The organism is Lachnospira intestinalis (assembly GCF_040095895.1).
Classification (GTDB): Bacteria; Bacillota; Clostridia; order Lachnospirales; family Lachnospiraceae; genus Lachnospira; species Lachnospira intestinalis.
On sequence record NZ_JBBMFS010000024.1, the window covers coordinates 1 to 5,002 of the forward strand.

At 39.2% G+C, this 5,002-nt stretch carries 6 protein-coding genes; 3 read left to right on the top strand and 3 right to left on the bottom strand.

All coding sequences use genetic code 11. The features are described from left to right. Positions 1–127: 127 nt before the first annotated feature. The 3 genes from WMO37_RS14895 to WMO37_RS14750 all read right to left on the bottom strand — a co-directional run bounded on the left by WMO37_RS14895 (position 128) and on the right by WMO37_RS14750 (position 2,423). A complete protein-coding gene (locus tag WMO37_RS14895; RefSeq protein WP_369426220.1) occupies positions 128–253 on the bottom strand; it encodes an AAA family ATPase in 126 nt (41 codons plus the stop codon). Between the two features lie 67 nt (positions 254–320). After that, the gene (locus WMO37_RS14745; protein WP_349155397.1) at positions 321–1,700 is read right to left on the bottom strand and encodes an RNA-binding domain-containing protein; all 1,380 of its coding nucleotides are present in this window, start codon (positions 1,698–1,700) and stop codon (positions 321–323) included. A 96-nt stretch (positions 1,701–1,796) separates the two neighbouring features. Beyond that, positions 1,797–2,423, bottom strand: a complete 627-nt coding sequence (locus WMO37_RS14750) for a hypothetical protein (protein WP_349155398.1) — start codon at positions 2,421–2,423, stop codon at positions 1,797–1,799. 129 nt (positions 2,424–2,552) lie between these two features. On the opposite strand from WMO37_RS14750, the gene WMO37_RS14755 reads away from it, so the two are divergent. From WMO37_RS14755 to WMO37_RS14765, 3 genes are all read left to right on the top strand, one after another. Next, the gene (locus tag WMO37_RS14755) at positions 2,553–2,900 is read left to right on the top strand and encodes a helix-turn-helix transcriptional regulator (RefSeq protein ID WP_004059104.1); all 348 of its coding nucleotides are present in this window, start codon (positions 2,553–2,555) and stop codon (positions 2,898–2,900) included. A gap of 191 nt (positions 2,901–3,091) precedes the next feature. Further along, entirely contained in the window at positions 3,092–3,478 is a 387-nt protein-coding gene (locus WMO37_RS14760; protein ID WP_155176880.1) for a BlaI/MecI/CopY family transcriptional regulator, read from the top strand. A 1-nt stretch (position 3,479) separates the two neighbouring features. Next, positions 3,480–5,002, top strand: a 1,523-nt coding sequence (locus tag WMO37_RS14765) for a BlaR1 family beta-lactam sensor/signal transducer (protein WP_349155399.1), incomplete at its 3' end; no start/stop codon positions are given.

Sequence of the window (5,002 nt, forward strand, 5' to 3'; positions counted from 1 at the left end):
AAACGAATTCATAGCCATTGTAACTATATGTCACCAAATGAATTCGAACGAGTATATGAAAGAACACACACTGAGGCTGAGCTTCTGGCGGGTTAAAATGGGGAAAAATTTCTCATTTTAACTTGTACTAAATCTTGACATAGAACCAATCGTTTTCTCCAACAAGAACATTTAAACCTTTTTTGAAAGTAATACTATGCTCATTTCCATCAAAACATCTAAAATTCTTTATTTGCAACAATGAAAGATACATATTCCTCAACTATCCTTTCTTTTGTTATCCGATTACACCTTATCTTCGTTTTATAGTTTTACAACACTTACAATACTTTCCAGTATCCTGCCTTTTTTGAACCAACCCGCTCTATATACCCATTTTCTCTTAAAAATGATATATTGTTTTCTACTGCTGTTTCACTCACCCCTAATATATTATGAAGTTCTGCAGTTGTAATGTTCGGGTTGTCCCTCATTTCTGAAATAATTTTTTGCCTTCTGAAATTTAAAGGTTTCTTATTCCCAACCTTTTTCCCAACTTTATTCCCAACTTTATTTATTCTCTCAAATGGGATAGTAACAACAATGGAATTCTCCCTAAATGAAAATGCATCTTTTCCATACATTTCCGTAATTTTAGGGACTCCTCGACCAGATTTCTCACTTATATGCAGTTGAAGAAATATCTCGGATAATTTTTCATTTACAGGGATTGATTCTCCTAAGAAAAATCCCTCCATGGTCTGTGCCGGAGCAAGTGTTCCCCTTGATAGTATCTCTATTCTGTCGGAAAATACCGAAATCATAGGTTCATTTCCTTCCACCCATTTATTGTGCAGGACGGCATTAATGACAGCCTCACGAAATGCCTTGTTATCAAATAACGGAACCTCCTTTCGTTCAACGACCCTGTCTGTCTCATCCGCCTGAATCAGGTTCAATACATCTCCATAACGCAACAACTCATCCAAACTGTATAATAAACAGTCATTTCCAAATTCACGTACAGAGAAAAGATTAGAGCCTTTTGTTTCTCCATCAAAAATAGATACACGAAGCGGAAAATGAGAATTATCCGACAGAAGCTGCGCTAATATATTAAACTCGCCTTCTTCTGTTTTTAGCCCCAGATTCTTAATAAACGTCTTTTGATTTAGAACAATACCTTTGGAACCGTAATATCCAAAGAGTTTTTGAAATGTAAGTTCCTGGTATTTTGCCGGTACTGTTTCTATCGTTTCGGTTCTTCCATCCAGTATTTTGAAAAGTTCAATTTCTCTCTTAGGGTAATCTTTCATATTACATTTTGATGATCCTATCCTTAAAAACCTCTTTTCTTTAAATGCCGTAGGAATCTCGGTTGCCGCAGGAATTACCAAACCAACGACTCTCTTTCCATAAATTTCTGTTTCTTCAAAACTAAAATTTATGCTTGGTGACAGATTTCTCGCAAGATAATTCTGATACGGTTCCTTGTTATATTCACAATACTGGTTAAATGTTGTTCCTACAATTTCATGGGTTGTATCATTTACACCCCAAATGAAATACGCATATTTTTTATAATGAAAAGCCGCCGCATTTGACAGGGCAGATACATATTCGCCTAATGCCTCAGGCTGAAACCAGTTTTCCTTAAATTCAAACCATTCCTGTTCATCACTTAAGGCACATAAATCTAAAACAATTTGTTTAATATCCATTAGTATGCTCCTTTACCCAACTTTTATTCCCAACCAAATTCATTATATCATGTTGGGAATAAAGTTGGGAATAAAAATAAAAAATTTCATATTATCTTATAAGGTTTCTTCTTTTCCCTTTGCCTTTAGTGGCATAGGCTTTTCTGTATCTCCTCCAGCAACCTTTGCTTTCATCACCTCCAGCTTCGCCTTCAGGGATACTCTTTCTGCAAGTACATCTGCATATTGTCTGATGCTCTTATCCTGCCCTATACCCATTGTTTTCTCTGCAAGCGGAGTATTCTTCGCCGGACGGTCTGCGACCTCTTTTTCGCTCTTTGGAGCTTCCGGCTCATCATCCATATCAATCCCGTCATTACCCTTTTTATCCATGTTAAGCAGGGCATTTAATGCTGACAGACGCTCTAACTTCTCCGCAAGCTCCGCTTCCTGTTCAAAAGGCTTGGTTACTTCCACCCTTGCGGTTTCAAGCTGATGCTCCACAGTTTCAAGTTTTGTCTGGGCTTCCATAAGCTGCTTTGGCATGGACTCCAGGGCATGATTGATACGGGCAATATTTCCAATCGGGTCTGAACCGACTTCCAGATTGTGGGAAAGCTGACCTTTCAGGTTCATCACCAATTTGTGGTTGAATGCATCAAAGGATACTGCCATCTTAAAACCTGCATATTCGCCAATGACTGCAGGGGCATTGACTGTTTTTATTTCTTTGCACATCTCCACAAGGGCTGTTCCGGCTTCTTTCTTATCCGTATAGAGCTTATGGTGTAGTTCGTTTCATCTTATACCTGTACTCTATTGTAATTCATAATATTTACCCTGTAGTGTAAACTAGCACTGAGGTGAATTGTAATGCATGACTATGTAAAAAATCTTGCGAAGGTAGTTCGGGCTGCCAGAGAAGAAGCCCATCTATCTCAAGCAGCATTAGCTGAACAAATAGGTTGTGATGAACGTACAATACTGAATATTGAAAACGACCGTGGGAATCCCAAGTTCGAAGTATTGTGCCAGATCATCGCTTATTTACACATTCCTGCAGACCGGATTTTCCACCCTGACACTGCTACGGATGGGTTGAAAAAACAAAAACTGTTATTGATGCTACAGGAATGTGATGAGCAAGAGGCAGCCGAGATTCTTCCAGCAATTGAATACCTCTTAGCACTCATACATAAAAGAGGTAATTCAAACGAGTAAAGGAACCAGCTAATCCGTTGTGATTCTGGTTCTTTTCTTTTTGTTGCCATCTCCAAATCTTACTCTTGTAATATTTCAATTATTACACAAGTAAGATTTCAAGTCAATATGTTTTTTCTGAAATTGACAACCACATAAATAACGTCTATAATATATTTATTACAGCCGTAAGATTTAAGGAGGGATTTAAAATGAACGATTTACCACAGATTTCTGAAGCTGAATTTGAAGTTATGAAAATCGTATGGAAACATGCGCCGATCAGTACCAATGAAATAACAGATAAATTATTACAGACCACAAGCTGGAGTCCTAAGACGATACAGACTTTAATCAAACGTCTCGTAACAAAAGGCGTTCTAACTTATGAAAAACAGAGCCGAGTGTTTGTTTATACCCCAGTCGTGAAAGAAAGCGAATACATCGGCCAGGAAAGCAACTCTTTTCTGGAACGATACTATGACGGGGATATCACTGCCATGCTGTCTGCCTATATAGAAAATGACAGACTGTCTGAAACAGAAATAGATACCCTCCGTTCCCTTCTTTCCAAGAGGTCAAAAAAAGGAGGAAATTAACGTGGCTAATTTTATGATACGCTTTTTAATATGCAATGTATTTATCAGCGGTATCATCGGAATTCTTTTGATAGCCAAGCGGATATTCAAAAACAACCTGTCCAGCCGGATGCAGTATAATCTGTGGTTCCTGCTTCTTGGGTTGCTGGCAGTTCCCTTTATACCGTTCCGTCTCATCGGATTTCCACAAATCTTCTCGTGGCTTGGTAGCTTAAGAAGCTCTCCTGCTTCTGGTACCGCAACCGCTATGGGGGAAGCTGTGGGAATTCATCCGACCGGAAATACAGACTGGATGAATGATTTCGCACTTTCTGTAAATAGCGAGACACCATCCATTGCTGGATACATATTATTAGGGATATGGACTGTAGGCATTTTTGCAATGATTATATTAGTAATCAAATCCTCACTCCGCCTACGCAATTTGGAGAAATCTGCACTTCCCCTTCAGAACCCGGAGGTACGCAGACTATATCATCGATGTTTGGAGGAAATGGGAATTCACAGAAATATCCCTGTTTACAGTACTGCATTTTTGAAATCCCCGATTATTGTGGGACTTTTGAAACCATGTATTTATCTGCCGATTCATCTGATCTCTGATTACAACGAATCCGATATGCGGTATATGCTGTTGCACGAACTGCAGCACTATAAGCACAAAGATGCTGTTGCCAGTTATCTGATGAATCTTGCCGGGGTAATATATTGGTTCAATCCTCTTGTCTGGTATGCACTGAAAGAAATGCGTAATGACAGAGAGGTTGCCTGTGACACTTCCGTTTTGAAAATGCTTGAAGAGGATGCTTACGAAGATTATGGTAATACACTGATTAACTTTGCAGAGAAGGTTTCACTTACTCCTTTTCCGTTTGCCGCCGGCCTTGGTGGAAACATGGAGCAGATGAAACGAAGAATTATCAACATTGCCTCTTATGAGAAGCCGACATTTATGAAAAGAATAAAAGGTATGACTGCATTCATGTTGACTGCTGTTCTTCTCCTTGGATTCGCACCTTTTATTTCTACATACGCAGCAGACGGAAGCCACTACCAATGGGATTCCTCTTCTGAGAATGTTTCCTATGTAGACCTCTCCACATACTTCGGAGAATACGAAGGCAGCTTTGTTTTATACGATTTGGAAAATGATGCATGGAGCATACACGACAAGGAGCATGCCACCCTGCGAGTTGCACCAAACTCCACCTACAAGATATACGATGCCCTGTTCGGATTGGAAGAAGATATCATTATACCGGAAAATTCGTTCATTGCATGGAATGGAGAAACCTATCCATTTGAAGCATGGAATGCAGACCAGACCTTACAGTCAGCAATGAATTCCTCTGTGAATTGGTATTTTGAATCTGTGGACGAACAGCTTGGAGCCGCTAACATTTCCAACTATATTCAGGAAATTGGATATGGAAACGAAAATATAAGTGGTGATTTCTCCACCTATTGGATGGAGTCTTCCTTGAAAATTTCTCCAATAGAGCAAGTCGAACTTTTAACCCAGCT